At 55.7% G+C, this 17,510-nt stretch carries 14 protein-coding genes; 12 read left to right on the top strand and 2 right to left on the bottom strand.

Features of this window, described 5'->3' with window-relative positions; translation table 11 throughout:
• Nucleotides 1-22 precede the first annotated feature (22 nt).
• The 4 genes from E6C60_RS16030 to ppnP all read left to right on the top strand — a co-directional run bounded on the left by E6C60_RS16030 (nt 23) and on the right by ppnP (nt 9,017).
• Nucleotides 23-2,011 (top strand): BatA domain-containing protein, encoded by a 1,989-nt coding sequence (locus E6C60_RS16030; RefSeq protein ID WP_138226762.1) that lies wholly within the window; start codon nt 23-25, stop codon nt 2,009-2,011.
• A complete protein-coding gene (locus tag E6C60_RS16025) occupies nt 1,995-4,928 on the top strand; it encodes a VWA domain-containing protein (protein WP_138226761.1) in 2,934 nt (977 codons plus the stop codon). The genes E6C60_RS16030 and E6C60_RS16025 overlap by 17 nt, the downstream gene beginning before the upstream one ends.
• Nucleotides 4,929-6,579: 1,651 nt before the next feature.
• Nucleotides 6,580-8,595, top strand: coding sequence for a transketolase (gene tkt, locus E6C60_RS16020; protein ID WP_138226760.1), 2,016 nt, complete (start codon nt 6,580-6,582; stop codon nt 8,593-8,595).
• Between the two features lie 104 nt (nt 8,596-8,699).
• Entirely contained in the window at nt 8,700-9,017 is a 318-nt protein-coding gene (gene ppnP, locus E6C60_RS16015; RefSeq protein WP_138226759.1) for a pyrimidine/purine nucleoside phosphorylase, read from the top strand.
• A 2-nt stretch (nt 9,018-9,019) separates the two neighbouring features.
• Here the strand turns inward: ppnP and E6C60_RS21480 are convergent, their stop codons facing one another.
• On the bottom strand, nt 9,020-9,145 hold the full coding sequence (locus E6C60_RS21480; RefSeq protein WP_267900159.1) for a hypothetical protein: 126 nt from the start codon (nt 9,143-9,145) through the stop codon (nt 9,020-9,022).
• 100 nt (nt 9,146-9,245) lie between these two features.
• Here E6C60_RS21480 and E6C60_RS16010 point away from each other — a divergent pair, with 100 nt between their 5' ends.
• The 3 genes from E6C60_RS16010 (at nt 9,246) to E6C60_RS16000 (ending at nt 11,981) form a co-directional block, all read left to right on the top strand.
• Nucleotides 9,246-10,601: a glucose-6-phosphate isomerase gene (locus E6C60_RS16010; protein ID WP_138226758.1), complete on the top strand. Its 1,356-nt coding sequence runs from the start codon at nt 9,246-9,248 to the stop codon at nt 10,599-10,601.
• Between the two features lie 148 nt (nt 10,602-10,749).
• The gene (locus E6C60_RS16005) at nt 10,750-11,382 is read left to right on the top strand and encodes a YigZ family protein (RefSeq protein ID WP_138226757.1); all 633 of its coding nucleotides are present in this window, start codon (nt 10,750-10,752) and stop codon (nt 11,380-11,382) included.
• 5 nt (nt 11,383-11,387) lie between these two features.
• Nucleotides 11,388-11,981, top strand: coding sequence for a TetR/AcrR family transcriptional regulator (locus E6C60_RS16000; RefSeq protein ID WP_138226756.1), 594 nt, complete (start codon nt 11,388-11,390; stop codon nt 11,979-11,981).
• 178 nt (nt 11,982-12,159) lie between these two features.
• On the opposite strand, the gene E6C60_RS15995 is transcribed toward E6C60_RS16000, so the two are convergent.
• A complete protein-coding gene (locus tag E6C60_RS15995; protein WP_138226755.1) occupies nt 12,160-12,561 on the bottom strand; it encodes a secondary thiamine-phosphate synthase enzyme YjbQ in 402 nt (133 codons plus the stop codon).
• Nucleotides 12,562-12,751: 190 nt separating this feature from the next.
• Between E6C60_RS15995 and cysT the strand changes: the two genes are divergently transcribed.
• The 5 genes from cysT to E6C60_RS15970 all read left to right on the top strand — a co-directional run bounded on the left by cysT (nt 12,752) and on the right by E6C60_RS15970 (nt 17,459).
• Nucleotides 12,752-13,567 (top strand): sulfate ABC transporter permease subunit CysT, encoded by an 816-nt coding sequence (gene cysT, locus E6C60_RS15990; RefSeq protein WP_138226754.1) that lies wholly within the window; start codon nt 12,752-12,754, stop codon nt 13,565-13,567.
• Nucleotides 13,564-14,361: a sulfate ABC transporter permease subunit gene (locus E6C60_RS15985; protein ID WP_138226753.1), complete on the top strand. Its 798-nt coding sequence runs from the start codon at nt 13,564-13,566 to the stop codon at nt 14,359-14,361. The genes cysT and E6C60_RS15985 overlap by 4 nt, the downstream gene beginning before the upstream one ends.
• Nucleotide 14,362: 1 nt before the next feature.
• Nucleotides 14,363-15,427 (top strand): sulfate/molybdate ABC transporter ATP-binding protein, encoded by a 1,065-nt coding sequence (locus E6C60_RS15980; RefSeq protein WP_138226752.1) that lies wholly within the window; start codon nt 14,363-14,365, stop codon nt 15,425-15,427.
• 61 nt (nt 15,428-15,488) lie between these two features.
• Nucleotides 15,489-16,520, top strand: coding sequence for a sulfate ABC transporter substrate-binding protein (locus E6C60_RS15975; RefSeq protein WP_138227846.1), 1,032 nt, complete (start codon nt 15,489-15,491; stop codon nt 16,518-16,520).
• Nucleotides 16,521-16,676: 156 nt separating this feature from the next.
• A complete protein-coding gene (locus E6C60_RS15970) occupies nt 16,677-17,459 on the top strand; it encodes an MBL fold metallo-hydrolase (protein WP_175415336.1) in 783 nt (260 codons plus the stop codon).
• Nucleotides 17,460-17,510 lie beyond the last annotated feature (51 nt).

The following is a 17,510-nucleotide window of genomic DNA, read 5'->3' as shown; positions in this document are numbered from 1 at the left end:
TACATGGGAGGAGGGAAGGCAAGTGGGGATACAATCATGGCTCAGCCTTTGGTTCGGATTAAGTCTTCCGGCGATTGTGCTGATGTACCTGTTCAAGCGAAAATATATCGACACGCCGGTTCCCAGCCATATGCTGTGGAATCGGGTGCTCCGTAACCTGGAGGCGAATCGTCCCTGGCAGAAGCTTCAGAACCGGCTGCTGCTCTGGCTGCAGCTGCTGGCGGCGGCGCTTCTGGTCTTTGCGCTGATGCAGCCTTTCCTGCAGGTGTCCGGCGGCGGCAGTCAGCACCTTGTTATTGTCGCGGATACTTCGGGCAGCATGAGCGCAGAGGCCCCCGGCGATGCTGCAAAGAAGATAGATCCCTCCTCAGGCGGTGCGACCCGGCTGGAGCTGTTAAAGGAGCGGCTGGTGGAATATACAGGGCGGGAAGGACGCGGACGGGATATTTCGCTTGTTGCCGTGGGCGCAAGGCCGGCAGCACTGCTCTCGCGTGAAAGCAGCCGGGAAGACGTCGTGAAGGCGATTGAACAATTACAGCCTTACTACGGTCAGGCCTCCTACCGGGAAAGTCTCTCTTTGGCCTCAGCACTTACCCGGGAGGATGGAGACTCGGAGGTTGTTATTTTTACAGATGGCCAGTGGAAGGACGATAAAGCTCAGATTGCCTTCGAGGTTCCGGTCGGTATTGAGAAGATCAGCGGCGGAAATCCGGTCAATGCCGCTGTGGAGCAGTTCGGTATTTCCGGTGCGTCCGGTCCGGGAGCTTCCTCCAGGGCTGTGGCTGTGATCACCAGCAATGCCAGTTCGCCGGAGGGGGTAGAGGTCAGCCTTTATGGTGACGGCAAGCTGCTTGCAAGCCAGGAGGTACCGGCTTCGGAAGGGGAGAGGCAGACACTGTCATTTGATGGTCTTCCCTATGCCGAGGTTTACCGGCTTGCACTGACAGGTGCAGATCATTACAAAGCGGATAATGAGGCCTACGCTTTTGGATACGACCGGACAGAAACAAGAGTGCTGCTGCTGACGCCAGGGAACTTCTTTCTGGAGAAAGCCCTGCAACTGGGCGGCTCTCAGGTGACTCGCGTGAATGTTGATGCCGAGAGCGAAGGAAATCCGGCACAGGATCAGGCCTCCAAATCTCTGCCGGTGCCGGAAGGGGAATTTGATCTTATTGTGCTGGATGGCCCGATGCCAGAGACGGTGCAGCAAGGAGAGTGGGAGAAGCTGATCTCCCGGACTCCGCTCTGGACCTTGGGTACCGGGGCAAAGGGGACATCGAGACCGCAGGGTCAGCCCGTCATTGAGCGTCATCCGGTCACGGCTTATCTTAGTCTGTCGGGAGTATACATTGGCTCCGTATCCGGGGAACGGCCGTCGTGGGGAGAGCCTATTGTCAAAGTTGGCGGTACACCGGTCATTTATGCCGGAACAGAAGCCGGGCATCCTCGCCTGTCCTTTGATTTTCGTCTTCAGGATAGTGATCTTCCGCTGTCACCGGAGTTCCCGGTGCTGGTCAGCAACGTCCTGCAGTGGATCACCTCGGATAACGCTTCCGGCCTCGGACGATATATCGCAGGGACGGTTGTAAATATTCCGGTTGCCCTGGATACCGTAAACGCACAGTGGCTTCCGGCAGAGGGATATGTAAAGGAAAGTGGATATATTCCGCCAGAGGCGCTAAAGAGTGATAAAGGAATATCTGCAGCTCAGACGGTTCCGGATGTGCCGGGACTGTACAGGTTTGAGCAGGTGAATCCGGCCGGAGAGACGGTAAGCAGCTGGCTGGCTGTAGCTCCGGATCCTTTTGAAGGCAATCTGGCAGAAGGGAGCGGCCCCGCCGTTAGCCAGCTTGCAGGCAGCGGTGCAGCGGCAGCAGAGACTGGGGAGGATCAAGAAGGTCGCCGGTCGACTGCGCTGCCCGGGTTATCGCTTCTGCCATGGCTGGCGCTGCTGGCATTACTCGTGATTGCACTGGAATGGGGGGTGTATCAGCGTGGGCGTTCAATTTAACGAGCCCGGGTGGCTCTTGCTGCTCATTCCGGCAGCCGTGCTGCTGTACCGTGCTTATCGTTCAGATTACCGGCTCAGCGGCTTCCGAAAAAAGCTCGCTTTCGGGCTGAGAACCGTCATTATTCTGCTGCTTATTTTGGCTATATCCGGTTTACACGGATTTACGGTGCTGCAAGACAAGCAGGTTGTTTATGTGGCTGACCGTTCTGACAGCATGGGGGATGCCGCTAGGCTTCAGCAGTGGATCGGCGAGTCCATGAAGACGAAAGGAGAAAAGGACCGTATTGCGGTGGTCTCGACGGGCCTTGAAGGAGCTGTCGAGCAGAAGCTGTCTGCACAGGGGAGCGGCACTTCCCTGAATGCTTCCGTGGCGGAATCGTTCACGGGCCTGGAGTCTGGTCTGCAGCTCGCCTCCTATTTATTTGAGGGAAAGGGAGATGCGCGAATTGTGCTGCTCTCGGACGGGGAGGAGAATGTAGGCAGCATGGCCTCTATGGGCCGGCTGCTGAAGGACCGGGGAATTGCCGTGGATGTACTGCCGGTACCCGGACAGGACATTCAAGATGTATCCGTTGAGGAGCTGAAGCTGCCGGACAAGCTGTATCAGGGAGAGGCTTTTTCCATGGAGGTGCTGCTGAACAGCACGTACAATGCTTCCGGTGAGCTGCGCATTTATGAGGACAGCCGGGAGATTGGGCGGCAGAGAATTGAGGTCAGCAAGGGTGAGAACCGGTATGCTGTACAAGGCTTGGCCAAGTCTCCAGGGCTGCACCGGTATCGGGCGGAGATTTTTATGGATGGAGACACATCCTCTGCCAATAATGCAGCAGCTGATTTTACCCGGGTAGACGGACCGCCGCGGGTGCTTATTGTAGAAGGAGAGGAAGGCAGCTCAGGCAACATCAAGGCTGCACTGGACTCAGGTATGATTGCTGTCGAAGTCATTCCACCGGAGCTGCTTCCGCTGGAAGCGGCGAAGTATGCGGCTTATGACAGTATTATTTTTAATAATGTGTCTGGCAGCCGGGTCGGGGGGCGGCAGATGGAGATGATTGAGCAGTCCGTGCGAAGCTTTGGCACCGGGTTTATGATGGTCGGCGGCGAAGACAGCTTCGGCATGGGCGGTTATTTCAAGACCCCGATCGAAAAAGCGCTGCCTGTGTCCATGGAGCTGGAGGGCAAGCGGGAAATCCCGTCCCTCGGCCTGATTCTGGTCATTGACCGCTCTGGCAGCATGTCCGGCGCCAAGATGGAGCTGGTGAAGGAATCGGCGATGCGGACGGTCGAGCTGCTGCGGGCGAAGGATACCGTGGGGGTGGTTGCTTTTGACGACAGGCCCTGGTGGGTTGTGGAGCCCCGGGAGCTGGGAGATAAGAAGGAGGTACTGGAGGCAATCCAGGGAATCCAAAGCAGCGGGGGAACGAACATTTATCCCGCTGTCGCCGATGCGCTTGAGCAAATGCTGGACATTACCACGCAGCGCAGGCACCTGATTCTGATGACAGATGGACAGTCGGCGCTGGGGAGCAACTACAGCGAGCTGACGGATCAGATGGTGGCGGAAAAGATTACGATGTCCTCCGTAGCCGTCGGCATGGATTCCGATCAGGTGCTGCTGCAATCCTTGGCAGAGGCTGCGAAGGGCCGTTACTACTTCGTAGAAGATGAAACAACGCTTCCAGCCATATTCAGCCGGGAGGCTGTTTTGCTGGCCAAGTCCTATATCGTGGATAAGCCGTTTATTCCAGCTGTACAAAATGCGGGCGACTGGGGACCGTTATTCGCGGAGGGCGTTCCCGGACTGCTTGGTTATGTCGCAACGACGCCGAAATCGACGGCCCAGGTGGTGCTGTCGAGCCCGGAGCCGGACCCGATTCTGGCCCGCTGGCAATATGGGTCGGGACGAACGGTGGCCTGGAGCAGTGATCTGAGCGGAAAGTGGTCGAAGGCGTGGGTCTCGTGGCCGAAATTTGCAGACACGCTGACCGAGCTTGTGAAATGGACGTTTCCGCAATTTGAGGCGTCCCCTTATGAAGTGAGCACGGAGGCTGCAGGCAGCCGGGTGAATTTGCAGATTACGACAGATGGCAGCAGCGCTCCGGAGAAGCTGTCTGCGATGATTACCGGAGAAGAGGGGCAGGAGCAGCAGGTCGAGCTGGTTCAAGAGGCCCCTGGTCGCTATACAGGTCAGCTGGACATCTCCAAGCCCGGTGCGTTTCTGCTGTCGCTGTCGGATGACAGCGGGGAGACGCCTGTTCAGGCAGCGGCAGGCACGGGATTCGTCGTCCCGTATTCGCCGGAGTACAAGATCTCCACGGGCGTCGGGGCAGAAGCACTCCAGCAGCTGGCCGAGCTGACGGGAGGCCGGGTGCTTAAGTGGGAGGAGCCGGCCGCGGTGTTTGACCGCGAAGCGGTTTCGCGGCAGGTGCTCCATGATTGGAGCTACCCGCTGCTGGCGGCGGCCCTGCTTCTGTGGGTCGCCGATATCGCCGTGCGGCGCCTGGCTCTGCCATGGGCCGCCATCGGCGCCTGGCTGGCGCGGCCGCTGCGCCGCCAGCCTGCCGCTGCCGCTGAGGCCGGGCGGGACGCCGGCCTCGGGCGGTTGGCTGCGCGTAAGGCACGCGCAGCCAGCTTTTACGGCGGGAGCCGGAGCGGCGGCATGAAGCCGCCCGGTCCCGCCGCCGAGCCCGCGCGCAGCGATGCGGGCTCGGAGGGGCGCGGCGGCAGTGCAGCCGCGCCGGGGGTGCCGGCGCAGCGGCGGGACGCCCCGCTGCGCGAGCCGGCGCCGGCCGGGGCGAAGCCGGCCGGGCAGGGCGGGGCGAAGCCGGCCGGGCAGGGCGGGGTGCCGCCAGCGGAGCAGGGCGGCACTTCCATGGATCGGCTGCTGCAGGCCAAAAGCCGCACGCGCCGCAAATAGTGCTGCAGGAGCGTCAGCGCCCAAAGCTGCCGTCACGCCGCGTGAACGCGAAAACCGAACTCGTTGCGCCGCCGAGGTGGTGCTGGCGCAAACGAACACCAAAAACCGAACTCGTTGCGCCGCCGTTGCGGCTCCCGCGCAAACGAACACCAAAAACCGAACTCGTTGCGCTGCTGGTGCGGTGCTAGCGCAAACGAACACCAAAAACCGAACTCGTTGCGCCGCCGTTGCGGCTCTGGCACAAACGAACACCAAAACCCGAACTCGTTGCGCCGCTGGTGCGGCTCCCGCGCAAACGAACACCAAAACCCGAACTCGTTGCGCCGCTGGTGCGGCTCTGGCGCAAACGAACACCAAAAACCGAACACGTTGCGCCACCGATGTGGCTCTGGCGCAAACGAACACCAAAAACCGAACCCGTTGCGCCGCCGAGGTGGTTCCCGCACAAACGAACACCAAAACCCGAACTCGTTGCGCCGCCGTTGCGGTTCTAGCGCAAACGAACACCAAAACCCGAACTCGTTGCGCTGCTGGTGCGGCTCTGGCGCAAACGAACACCAAAACCCGAACTCGTTGCGCTGCTGGTGCGGCTCCCGCGCAAACGAACACCAAAACCCGAACTCGTTGCGCCGCCGAGGTGGTTCTGGCGCAAACGAACACCAAAAACCGAACTCGTTGCGCCGCAGTTGAGGCTCCTGCGCAAACGAACACCAAAAACCGAACTCGTTGCGCCGCCGTTGCGGCTCCCGCGCAAACGAACACCAAAAACCGAACTCGTTGCGCCACCGATGCGGCTCTGGCGCAAACGAACACCAAAACCCGAACTCGTTGCGCCGCTGAGGCGGTGCTAGCGCAAACGAACACCAAAAACCGAACTCGTTGCGCCGCTGAGGCGGTGCTGGCGCAAACGAACACCAAAAACCGAACTCGTTGCGCTGCTGGTGCGGCTCCCGCGCAAACGAACACCAAAACCCGAACTCGTTGCGCCGCTGGTGTGGCTCTGGCACAAACGAACACCAAAAACCGAACCCGTTGCGCCGCCGTTGCGGCTCTGGCGCAAACGAACACCAAAAACCGACCACGACGCGCCGCCGTTGCGGCTCCCGCGCAACGGCGGCGGTCCCAGACTCTACAACTCAACAATAGATCCAAATACAGCATCGGCGGTGCAGGGAGTATTCCTTGGCACCGTCGTTTTTTATATCCCATAGAGAACCTTTGCCATGTGTATCTAGCTTGGAGCTCCCCGCTCCTCATCTACTTTTTCTCACCTTCCAGCTTGCTGCTTCAATAGCCGTTGATGAGGTTATAGCCCTCGTAGAGAGGGCATAATGCTGAAGGGCTTTGGCTGCAGAAGCAATGCGTGGATGTTACTCAGAGAGACCTGGAATGAAATCGCCACAATAGCCGAGGATCAGCTCAGGATGCCGGGTCCAAATAAAATGCCCGGTCCATATAAAATGAAAACGAGCAGAGCTAAAATGAAAACACATGAACATGAATTCCCGTATAGCAAAGAAACGCATCAGATGATACAATAAGAGTCAAATTGATAATTTCAACTTACCTAATTGCCCTCTGACCTGGATAAGCTCCAGGTTGAAGACCAAGAACGCTTAATCAAGCACTGAACCTGAGGAGGATTTTTTTTATGACAAGTAATCAGACGATTGACAATCTGTCCATCGCTACAATCCGGACACTCTCGATTGACGCGATCGAGAAAGCAAAATCCGGACATCCCGGCATGCCAATGGGGTCTGCACCCATGGGCTATCAGCTGTTTGCGAAGACGATGAATCACAACCCGGACCAGCCTTCATGGATCAACCGCGACCGTTTTGTGCTGTCTGCCGGACACGGCTCGATGCTGCTGTACAGCTTGCTGCACCTGAGCGGCTATGATCTGTCGATCGAGGATTTGAAGCAGTTCCGTCAATGGGGCAGCAAAACTCCGGGACATCCGGAATTCGGCCACACTGCGGGTGTTGACGCGACAACCGGTCCGTTGGGACAAGGGGTAGGCATGGCTGTCGGTATGGCGATGGCAGAAGCGCACATGAGTGCTGTTTACAATAAAGAGGATTTCAACGTCATGGATCACTATACGTACGCGATTTGCGGCGATGGCGACCTGATGGAGGGCGTTTCCGCTGAAGCGGCTTCTCTGGCGGGACATTTGAAGCTGGGCAAGCTGATCATGCTGTATGATTCCAATGACATTTCCTTGGATGGCGAGCTGAACCTGTCCTTTTCAGAAAATGCAGCACAGCGCTTCGAAGCTTACGGCTGGCAGGTGCTGCGCGTAGAGGATGGTAATGATCTGGCTGCAATCGAGCAGGCGATCAAGGAAGCTCAGGCCGACTCGCAGCGTCCGACACTGATCGAGGTAAAGACGGTGATTGGCTATGGCAGCCCGAACAAGCAGGGCAAAGGCGGTCATGGCGGTACACACGGCTCTCCACTGGGTGCAGAAGAGACCAAGCTGACGAAGGAATTCTATAACTGGGTTTCCGAAGAGGACTTCTATGTTCCTGAAGAGGTTGCAGCTCATTTTGCCGAAGTGAAGGAACGCGGTATTGCAGCTTTCAAGGCATGGGAAGACAAGTTTGAGCAGTACAAGGCAGCTTATCCTGAGCTTGCGGCTCAATTTGAAGCTGCAGTATCCGGAAAGCTGAACGAGGGCTGGGATCAGGACCTTCCGAAGTACACTGCGGAGGACAAAGCTGTTTCCACCCGTATTGCTTCCGGTAAAGCCTTGAACGGCTTGACAGGCGGAATTCCGCAGCTGCTGGGCGGCTCGGCTGACCTGGAGAGCTCCACGATGACGCATCTGAACGATCTGAGCAACTTTACAGCGAACAGCTATGAAGGCCGTAATGTTTACTACGGTGTACGTGAGTTCGCAATGGCAGCAGCCAACAACGGAATTGCCCTGCACGGCGGTCTCAAGGTATTTGGAGGTACGTTCTTTGTATTTACGGACTACCTGCGTCCGGCAATTCGCCTGGCTGCTATTATGAAGCTTCCAGTGACCTATGTGCTGACGCATGACAGTATCGCTGTTGGTGAAGATGGACCTACGCATGAGCCGATTGAGCAGCTGGCTTCCCTGCGTATTATTCCGGGCCTTACGGTAATCCGTCCGGCGGACGCTAACGAAACCTCCGCAGCCTGGGCATATTCTATGGAGAATCAGGATCGTCCGGTTGCTTTGGTGCTCACTCGCCAGAATCTTCCGGTGCTTGAAGGCGCCGTAGATCAGGCGCGTGAAGGGATCAAGCGTGGTGCTTATGTGATTTCCGATGCCAAGGAAGGGAAAGCACAGGCTCAAATCATCGCTACCGGCTCCGAAGTACAGCTGGCGGTCAAGGCTCAGGAAGCATTGGCACAGGATGGTATTCAGGTCCGTGTCATCAGCATGCCAAGCTGGGATTTGTTCGATGCTCAGGATCAGGCATATAAGGATTCTGTCCTGCTTCCAGAGGTAAAAGCCCGTCTGGCCATCGAAATGGCTCATCCATTCGGATGGGAGCGTTATGTTGGCGATCAGGGCGATATTCTTGGCATCAGCACTTTTGGCGCATCCGCTCCGGGAGACCGCGTCATTGCTGAATATGGCTTCACAGTCGAGAATGTCGTTAGCCGCATCAAAGCCCTGCTGTAAGCTTCACTGTTCAGATTGACATCATGATCATCAAGGTCGGCACCTGCTCTTGCTCTATCACTGCGGGTGCCGACCTATCTATATAGCGAGAGGGGAAACCGCACATGTCTCAATTTAATCAGGTTTCAGTTCAGAAGGAAGCTAATATTTACTATGACGGTCAAGTGACCAGCCGCACGGTGATCTTGGAAAATGGGGAGAAGGTTACCTTGGGTATCATGCTACCGGGAAGCTATGAATTCGGGACAGATGGACCGGAAATTATGGAGATCCTGTCAGGTGATTTGAAGGTGCTGCTTCCAGGTGAAGAGAGCTGGATGGAAATTCAAGGGCAAGCCACTTTTCACGTACCTGCGAAGGCCTCCTTCAAGCTGGAGATCCGCAAAGTAACCGATTACTGCTGCTCTTACCCGTCTGCATAAGTCTAGCTAACAGTCAGATGAGGCCTGCCCTCATCGCCCCGTACCACCAGCATCACCCGCATCACCCGCACCACCAGCATCACCCGCACCACCCGCATCACCCGCATCACCCGCACCACCCGCACCACCCGCACCACCTGCTCCAGCTTGAACCGGGGCGTTAATTGAAGTATGGTAATGTAGCAGAAATGCCAATGATGACTATGAAAACAGGAGGCTGTTTATACCATGTCGAAAAAAATCAAGTTTGACTACAGCAAGGCCCTGACTTTTGTAAACCAGCACGAAATTGATTATTTTGCCGAGCCGATCCGTACGGCCCACGAGCAATTACATAATGGCACTGGCGCAGGCTCCGATTACTTGGGCTGGATTGACCTCCCGACCCAATATGACAAGGAAGAGTTCAGCCGTATCCAGCAGGCAGCGGACAAGATCAAGCAGGACTCCGATGTCCTGATCGTTATCGGCATCGGGGGCTCATACCTGGGCGCGCGTGCAGCGATTGAGATGCTGTCCCACAGCTTCTATAATGAGCTGTCGAAGGATCAGCGCAAGACACCGGAAATTTATTTTGCCGGCAACAACATCAGCTCCACGTATGTAACGCACCTGCTGCAGCTGATTGAAGGCAAGGATTTCTCCGTTAATGTGATTTCCAAATCCGGCACGACGACAGAGCCGGCAATCGCTTTCCGTATCTTCCGCGCAGAGCTGGAGAAGAAATACGGCAAGGAAGAAGCGCGCAAGCGGATCTACGCGACAACGGACCAGGAGAAGGGGGCACTCAAGAAGCTGGCCACTGAAGAAGGCTACGAATCCTTCATTATCCCGGATGACGTAGGCGGACGCTATTCCGTTCTGACCGCGGTCGGACTTCTTCCAATTGCTGCAGCCGGCATTAACATTGAAGAGATGATGCAGGGTGCAGCTGACGCCTCCAAGGAGTACAGCAGCCCGAACGTGGCGGAGAACGAAGCGTATCAATACGCGGCGGTCCGCAACGCCCTGTACCGTAAAGGCAAAGGCATCGAAATTCTCGTGAACTACGAGCCTTCCCTGCATTTCGTGTCGGAGTGGTGGAAGCAGCTGTACGGCGAGAGCGAAGGCAAGGATTATAAGGGCATTTACCCGGCTTCTGTCGATTTCTCGACCGATTTGCACTCCATGGGACAATTTATCCAGGAAGGCAGCCGGAACATTTTCGAAACGGTGCTTCAGGTCGAGAATGTAGCAGACCATATTACGATTGAATCCGATCCGGATGATCTGGACGGACTGAACTTCCTGAGCGGCAAAACGCTTGATTTCGTCAACAAAAAAGCGTTCCAGGGCACGATGCTGGCGCATACCGATGGCCAGGTTCCAAATTTGATTGTGACAATTCCAGATTTCACTCCCTATTCCTTCGGATATCTGGTATACTTTTTCGAAAAGGCCTGCGGAATCAGCGGTTATCTGTTGGGTGTGAACCCGTTTGACCAGCCGGGCGTGGAAGCGTACAAGAAGAATATGTTCGCTCTGCTCGGCAAGCCGGGTTACGAGAAAGAGAAAGCCGAATTGGAAGCCAGACTTTCCGAATAAACACCTTCATGATGACGGGACCTCACTCTAGGTACCCTTTCAGCAATCCCGTCATCATGGGGACAGAACAGCTGATGAAAGCAGTCCCTGCGGCCTTGTTATGGCCTAAGGACTGCTTTCTTCTCGCATAAGGGGTGGTAATCAGAAGATGCTGGAAGCCTACAAAACGGTGCGTGCAGCCGGGTCCAAGGAAATTGTGATCCGCAAATCCCGGTTTATCGGCCATTGCAAGCCGGTAGAATCGGAAGAGGAGGCTGCCGCATTCATCGAAGACATCAAGAAGCAGCATTGGAATGCCACGCATAATTGTTCAGCTTATGTCATCGGAGAGCGGGATGAAATCCAGAAGCAGTCTGATGACGGGGAGCCGAGCGGAACGGCTGGTAAGCCGATCCTCGAGGTCATCCGCAACCAAGGCCTGAAGAACGTGGCCGTCGTCGTTACCCGATACTTCGGAGGGATTATGCTGGGGGCCGGCGGACTGATCCGCGCTTATACGGATGGAGCTGTAGCGGCTCTGGAAGCCGGGGAGGTCATTACGCGTGTGCTGCACCGGGAGGTTTTTGTCGAGCTGGATTATACCTGGCTGGGTAAGGTAGAGAATGAGCTTCGCAGCCGCAATGTCCGTTTGGGGGAAACGGTGTTTGCGGATAAGGTAACGTTAACCTGTCTGCCGGTAGTCGGTGAGAGCGAGGCCTTCCAGGCGTGGATGGTGGATTTGACACAAGGACAGTCCGTGATCTCGGAGGGAGCGTCGATTTTTTTTATTGAAGGGGAATAAATGATATGGCAAGAAGAGCGGTAGAACGCGAGTTGTCGAGGGAGCGTATTTTGGAAGCGGCCAGGCATTTGTTTATTACCAAGGGGTACAGGGCGATTTCGATGCGCAGCATTGGACAGCACCTGGGTTACAGCCATGGGTCCTTATACTATCACTTCAAAGAGAAGGCGGAGCTTTTCTACGCCATTGTCATGAAAGACTTCAACGATTTGGCCATCCTGATGAATGAGGTGTCAGGCCGGGCATCCGGGGATGGTCATTCAAAGATCGAGCAGCTGCTGCTCGAGTTTGTCCGCTTTGGACTGGATCATCCGTATCAATACGAAATTATGTTCATGATTCGGGATGAAGAGCTGCTGGCGTACTGTCGTTCGGAGCAGAGCCGCTGCTTCGATATGTTCTCTTCCCTGGTGCGCAAGCATCTGCTGGAGGATGCCTGCAGCGACGAAGAGAGGCATCATCTGCCGCTGTCGCTGTTTCTCGGGATGCATGGCTTTATATCCTTTTATATTCAGGACCGGGTTAGCTTTGACGAGATCAAGCCGGCTGCCGTAGCTCATGTAAAAACCTTGTGTCGCAGCTTTTATACAAAGGTTTAGGAAATGGATTGACACCCCCTGCAGACTGCAGGAGGCATAGCTTTGGCATCCTCACGCTTCACCCTATTGCATCGTTGTAGCGTTGAAACGTCACATTATAACGTATAAGGGACATGTTTCTCATTTTGATAGAAACATGTCCCTTTTTGTGCTGGAATGAATCGGGTCTTCGTTATCCCTAGCCCTGCATAATTTTCACATAATACTCCCGGCTTCGAGGGCCGTCAAATTCACAAAAGTAAATACCCTGCCAGCGCCCTAGTAGCAGGCGCCCGCCTTCAATGATCAGCTGCTGGGAAGGCCCGCAGGTTATCGACTTCAGGTGGGAGGCTGTATTGCCCTCTACGTGGCGATATTGAGGGTGCTCCCACGGATATACTTCGTCCAGGCGCATCAGTACATCCTTTTTGACATCGGGATCGGCATTTTCATTAATGGCAATGCCCGCGGTGGTATGAGGGCAATAGACGAGGACCGTGCCGCTCTGTACTCCGCTTTGTTGAACCCGGGCAGCCACCTCGCGGGTAATGTCTCTCAGTTCATCTCGTTGTGTCGTAGACAGCTTTACAGGATACAGCATAAATAACAACAGCTCCTTATTCCATGATGAATATATTTTACCCTATAAATTACAGAAGATGGATTGACGGTGAGGATTCTCTTTTGGTAAAGTGTAAAATATTAAACCAAGTATACTCATAGGAAATGTAAAATTTAATTCCCGGACGTAAGCAGGTTACTGAATGGATTCGGGTTGAGGGGGCTGACAGATGACGGCAGGATTACGCCAGCACGGCTGGACATGGGGATTTCGGAGTACGATACTGCTTTATTTCTTGATTTTAATTGTGCTGCCGATCTGTGGAGTGTATGTGCAGGCCTTCTCCGCAGGCTGGGGAGAGTTTGCGGCTAGCCTGCTGGATCCCATTGCTTGGAAGGCGGTGCTGCTCACCCTGAAGCTAGGCTTGCTTGCAGCCTTCATCAATGTGCTGGTGGGCACGATGGTGGCATGGGTGCTGACCCGCTACCGTTTCCCCGGCAGAGCTGTGCTGAACAGCCTCGTGGATCTGCCATTTGCCCTTCCTACGGCGGTGGGAGGATTGATGATTCTGCTGCTGCTGGGACCAGGGAGCTGGCTGGGTAGCGCCGCTGAGGCGGCTGGATTTTCAATTGTATTTCATCAGCCGGCTATTGTGATCGCTATGGTGTTCGTTACGTTTCCTTTTGTCATCCGGGCGGTTCAGCCGCTGCTGGAGGAGCTGGAATCCTCGCAGGAGGAGGCGGCATATACGCTCGGTGCTTCGCGGTCACGTACCTTTTTTCAAGTGATTCTGCCTTCCATGCTTCCAGGCATTATGAGCGGCGGGATGCTGGCATTCTCCAGGGCTCTGGCGGAATTTGGCGCGGTCGTCCTGATCGCCGGGAACATTCCCGGGCGGACGCTCGTCGCTTCTGTATTCATCTACGGTGAGGTGGAAAGCGACAATCCGGTAGGGGCGGCTGCGGTTTCCGTTGTGCTGCTGACCTTGTCCTTTAGCGTGCTCTGGCTGATGAACCGGGTACAGCGCCGGGGAGGGCGGTCATGAGAAAATTGTGGATCGGACTGACCTATGCCGTATTTCTGGTTCTGCTTGCAGCGCCATTGTACAAAATTGCAGGCAGTGCCTTCAGCGGAGGCTGGGCAGGGCTGAGCCGGGCGTTAGGCCGGCCGGAAGCGCTCCATGCTCTCATGATGACCGGGGCGATTGTGGTTGTTGTCACACTGCTTAATGCACTCTTTGGCATTATGATGGCTTTGTATCTCGTCAGAGCCAGCTGGCTGTCCGACAAAATCAAAAGTCTCCTGAACAGCATTGTAGACCTTCCTTACGCGGTGTCTCCTGTGATTGGCGGTCTTATGATTGTGCTTCTGCTGGGTCCGGACAGCATCATCGGCGGATTTCTGGAGGGTACGGGCTTTCAGGTGGTCTATGCGTTCCCCGGGATGATTATCGCTACGCTGTTTGTGACGTTTCCACTTATGGTTCGTGAAGTGATGCCGGTATTGCAGGAGATCGGAACCGACCAGGAGCAGGCCGCTGCTACGCTGGGGGCCTACAGCTGGCTGACGTTTCGCCAAATTACGTGGCCAATGATTCGCTGGGCGGTCGTGTACGGGATGGTGCTGACAGTGGCAAGATCGCTGGGAGAGTTTGGAGCGGTGCTGGTCGTATCCGGCAACATTATGAACAAGACACAGACGGCCACAACATTGGTGTATCAGGATGTCGAGAATTTCAATGTTGCCGCGGCGAGCGGAGTTGCACTCGTGCTGGCTGCCTTCTCAGCGGGGCTGCTGCTGTTGATGGAATGGGTGAAAAAAAGAAAGGAAGTGCACTGATATGCATATCCAGGTCTCAAAGCTTGATAAGCATTTTGGCCAATTTCATGCTGTCAAGGACGTCAGCTTTCAGATTGAGAAGGGTCATTTAATCGGTCTGCTGGGCCCGAGCGGTGGCGGAAAAACCTCCATTCTTCGCATGCTCGCAGGCCTGGAAACGCCGGACCGCGGGGAGATCTCCTTTCACGGGCGCGTAGTCAACGACTTGCCGCCGCAGGAGCGGGGCATCGGCTTTGTATTTCAGAACTATGCTCTGTTCAAGCACATGACCGTGTTTGATAATATTGCATTCGGCCTGCGGGTCAAAAAAGCCTCTAAATCCGCGATCCAGAGCAAGGTCATGGAGCTGGTGGAGCTGACAGGCCTGAAAGGATTTGAGCAGCGCTATCCGCACCAGCTCTCCGGAGGACAGCGGCAGCGTGTAGCCTTTGCCCGTGCACTCGCACCAGAGCCGCAGCTGCTGCTGCTGGATGAGCCTTTTGCCGCCATTGATGCGAAGATCCGGCAGGAGCTGCGATCCTGGCTGCGGGAGCTGATTGAGCGAGTGGGGATCACCTCCATTTTCGTGACGCACGACCAGGATGAGGCGATTGAGGTGGCAGATGAAATTATGATTATCCAGCAAGGAAGAGTCGAGCAGAAGGGAACGCCGTGGGACATTTATAAGGAGCCTCGAACACCGTTTGTCGCTTCCTTTATCGGGGAATCCACCATGGTGGAGGAGGCGTCGCTGCTGAAAGGCTTTGATGGATTCAATCATTTGGGTCCTACACGCGCATTAATCCGTCCGGAATATATCGAGCTGGGGGAACATACTGACTTTCCGATCCTTTCAGCTACTGAACAGGGCATAGTGCGGCATCTTCACTTCCGGGGCAGTGAATGGCTGGTGGAGGTAGAGGTTAGAGGACAGAAGCTTGTCACCTACCGCTCTTTGGAGAAGGAAACGCTGCGGCCGGGCCAGGAGATTAGAGTTTTGATTCATCGCGCATACCTCTTTAATGAGGAAAACAGCTGGATTGAAGAGAACCGGCTGAAGGTTGATCCGATGCCGATTATGATTTAGCAAGCAGCCGAGAGAGGAGGTATACCGTTTGAAAAAGCACACAAAGCGGAGCGGGACGGGGATGCTGGCGATATGGCTGGGATTGACGCTGCTGACCGGCTGCTTCAGTCCGGCAGACGGGGACAAGGCTGATCTGACTGCCGCTGCAGCACCGGGGGAGCGGACACTCGTAATAGGCGCGTACAGTGTTGTAAAGGATGCAATGGGCGAGCTTCTCCCGGCATTTCAGGAGCATTGGCTGCAGCAAACGGGAGAAAGAATTGTTTTTCAGGAATCCTATGAAGCTTCCGGGACTCAGGCGCGCTCGATTGCCGGCGGATTTGAGGCAGATGTCACACTGCTGGCGCTGGAGGGGGATATGGATAAGCTGGTGAGATCAGGTCATGTCAGCCCGGACTGGAAGGAGCAGCCTGCAGGGGGGATGATCACCCGCTCAATCGTCGTGCTGGGCACGCGGGAAGGCAATCCCAAGGGAATTCAGGATTTTGAGGATCTGACCCTGGGCGATGTCCGGGTGCTGTACCCCAATCCGAAGACCTCAGGGGGTGCGCAGTGGGACATTAATGCGATTTACGGAGCTGGGCTGCGGAAGGCTGAGGCTGAAGGGCATCCGGATCCGGAGGCTGCAGCCAAGCAATTCCTGAAGCAGGTGCATCATAATATCGAGTCCCTGGACAAAAGCGGACGCGCCTCTATGGCGGCCTTCGAATACGGGGTTGGGGACGTCATCGTCACCTACGAGAACGAGCTGTTGGCCCGGGTTGCCAAGGGTGTCCCTTACGACATTGTTGTACCAGAGGACACGATCCTGATTGAGAATCCGGCTGCCGTCGTCCAAAAGTATGCGCAGGAGCGGGGCACAACAGATCTGGCAGAGGCGTTCGTCAGCTATCTTCACGCTCCGGCCGCGCAGGAGACGTTCGTCAAGCACGGCTTCCGTCCCGTTAATCCGAAGACCTGGGATCAGACACAGCAGCAATTTGCGAAGCCGGCAGGACTGTTTCGCATTGAGGACTTAGGCGGGTGGGATCATGTCCGGGAGAAGCTGTATTCCAAGCGTGGCATCTGGTATCAGGTGTTAGCGGGAATCTAGAATCTTCAAACAGAAGGTTGCGGATACATATCCGTTCTGTTATTCTTGAGGGGAAAATGATGACTAACGACAGGCTTCAGCCGTTCGGTGTATGTGCCGGGCGGCTTTTTTCTATGAAGTAATTTCAACGGTGATGACAAACAAGAGGTGAAGGTGTTGGATACATTAACGTTTCTGGGGACAGGTGACGCCATGGGGGTCCCGCGTGTCTATTGCAGCTGTACGGTCTGTATGGAAGCCAGGGCAGAAGGCAGAAATCGCCGGTTCCGGTCCTCGGCCATGGTAAGCAGCGGAGAGCAGTTCTTCCTGATCGACTGCGGCCCCGACTGGCGTGTGATGATGGAGCGGCTGGACATCCGTCAGGTCCAGGACGTGCTGGTGACGCATGCCCATTTCGATCATATTGCCGGACTGCCGGAGTGGGCGGATGCCTGCCGGTGGCTGGGACACAAGGGAAGACTGCACGCTCCCCGGGAGGTTCTGGACGTTATTCAAAGTCAGTATCCCTGGCTGTCCAACCACCTGAGCATGATTCAGACAGATGACGGCTGCACTCTGGCGGGCTGGAGCATCCAGGGCTGGAGGGTAAATCACGGGAAGAATGGCTATTCCTATGCATATCGGCTGGAAAAAGACGGCTATGCATGGGTATATAACTCGGACTCCATCCATCTGAAGAAGCAGGAGAAGAAGCCTCTCCACGGGCTGGATCTGCTGGTGCTCGGGACAAGCTTTGTCCAGGAAAGGGCAGAGCGAAGCACCCGCTCGGTCTATGATATGGAGGAGGCTGCCGTGCTGCTGGAAGAGGTGTCTCCCAAGCAAGCGATTTATACCCATATGTCCCATGACGTAGATGTCACCTGTCTGCCGGCGCTTCCGGCCGGTGTGCTGCTGGCACATACCGGCATGGAGGTCGCATTAGGCAAGGCTGAGGGGTAAACCATCATGCCATAAATGTATGCAGCGCCATAGTATTGTGCCAAGCGTGAT

Origin of the sequence: Paenibacillus algicola (assembly GCF_005577435.1) — a bacterium.
Classification (GTDB): Bacteria; Bacillota; Bacilli; order Paenibacillales; family Paenibacillaceae; genus Paenibacillus_AQ; species Paenibacillus_AQ algicola.
Note: the sequence above shows the minus strand (reverse complement) of the source record. Positions and strands in the feature narration are given on the sequence as shown.